The sequence below is a fragment of the Halorubrum sp. SP3 genome (assembly GCF_005435195.1).
In the GTDB taxonomy this organism is placed as follows: Archaea; Halobacteriota; Halobacteria; order Halobacteriales; family Haloferacaceae; genus Halorubrum; species Halorubrum sodomense.
In genome coordinates this window covers 1-394 of record NZ_SGTU01000449.1, presented here as the reverse complement: position 1 = coordinate 394, position 394 = coordinate 1, and the positions used below count along the sequence as shown (strand labels likewise).

The window sequence follows — 394 nt, the reverse complement described above, 5'->3', positions numbered from 1 at the left end:
CAACACCTCCCGCTCGTGCGCCGGGAGCCCCGGGCCGTCGTCCGCCACCGTGAGGAGCGCTCTGTCCCCTTCCTCCCGGACCGCCACGCGTACTTGGGGAGACGGTCCGCAGTGCTCGACCGCGTTCTCCAGCAGGTTGTCGAGCGCGTACGGGAGCAGTTCGTGGGCGACGGCCTCGACGGCGTCCGGTCCCCCGACGCTGAACGCGGCGTCGCCGACGGCGGTATCGAATTCGCGGACTCGATCGCGGGCGAGCGCCGACAGGTCGAATGTCGTCCGGCTCGCTTCGCCGTCGGACTCCTGAAGCCGCTCGGCGCGTCTGGCCGCGTCGCTCAGGTCGACGATCTCTGCGAGCCGCCGCTCCATCGCCGCCACGTGCGGGTCGTCGTCGGGT

1 protein-coding gene is annotated in these 394 nt (G+C 72.1%); it reads right to left on the bottom strand.

What is annotated here, in order from left to right:
• On the bottom strand, nucleotides 1-394 hold a 394-nt coding region (locus tag EXE42_RS17205; RefSeq protein ID WP_321167826.1), incomplete at both ends, for an ATP-binding protein.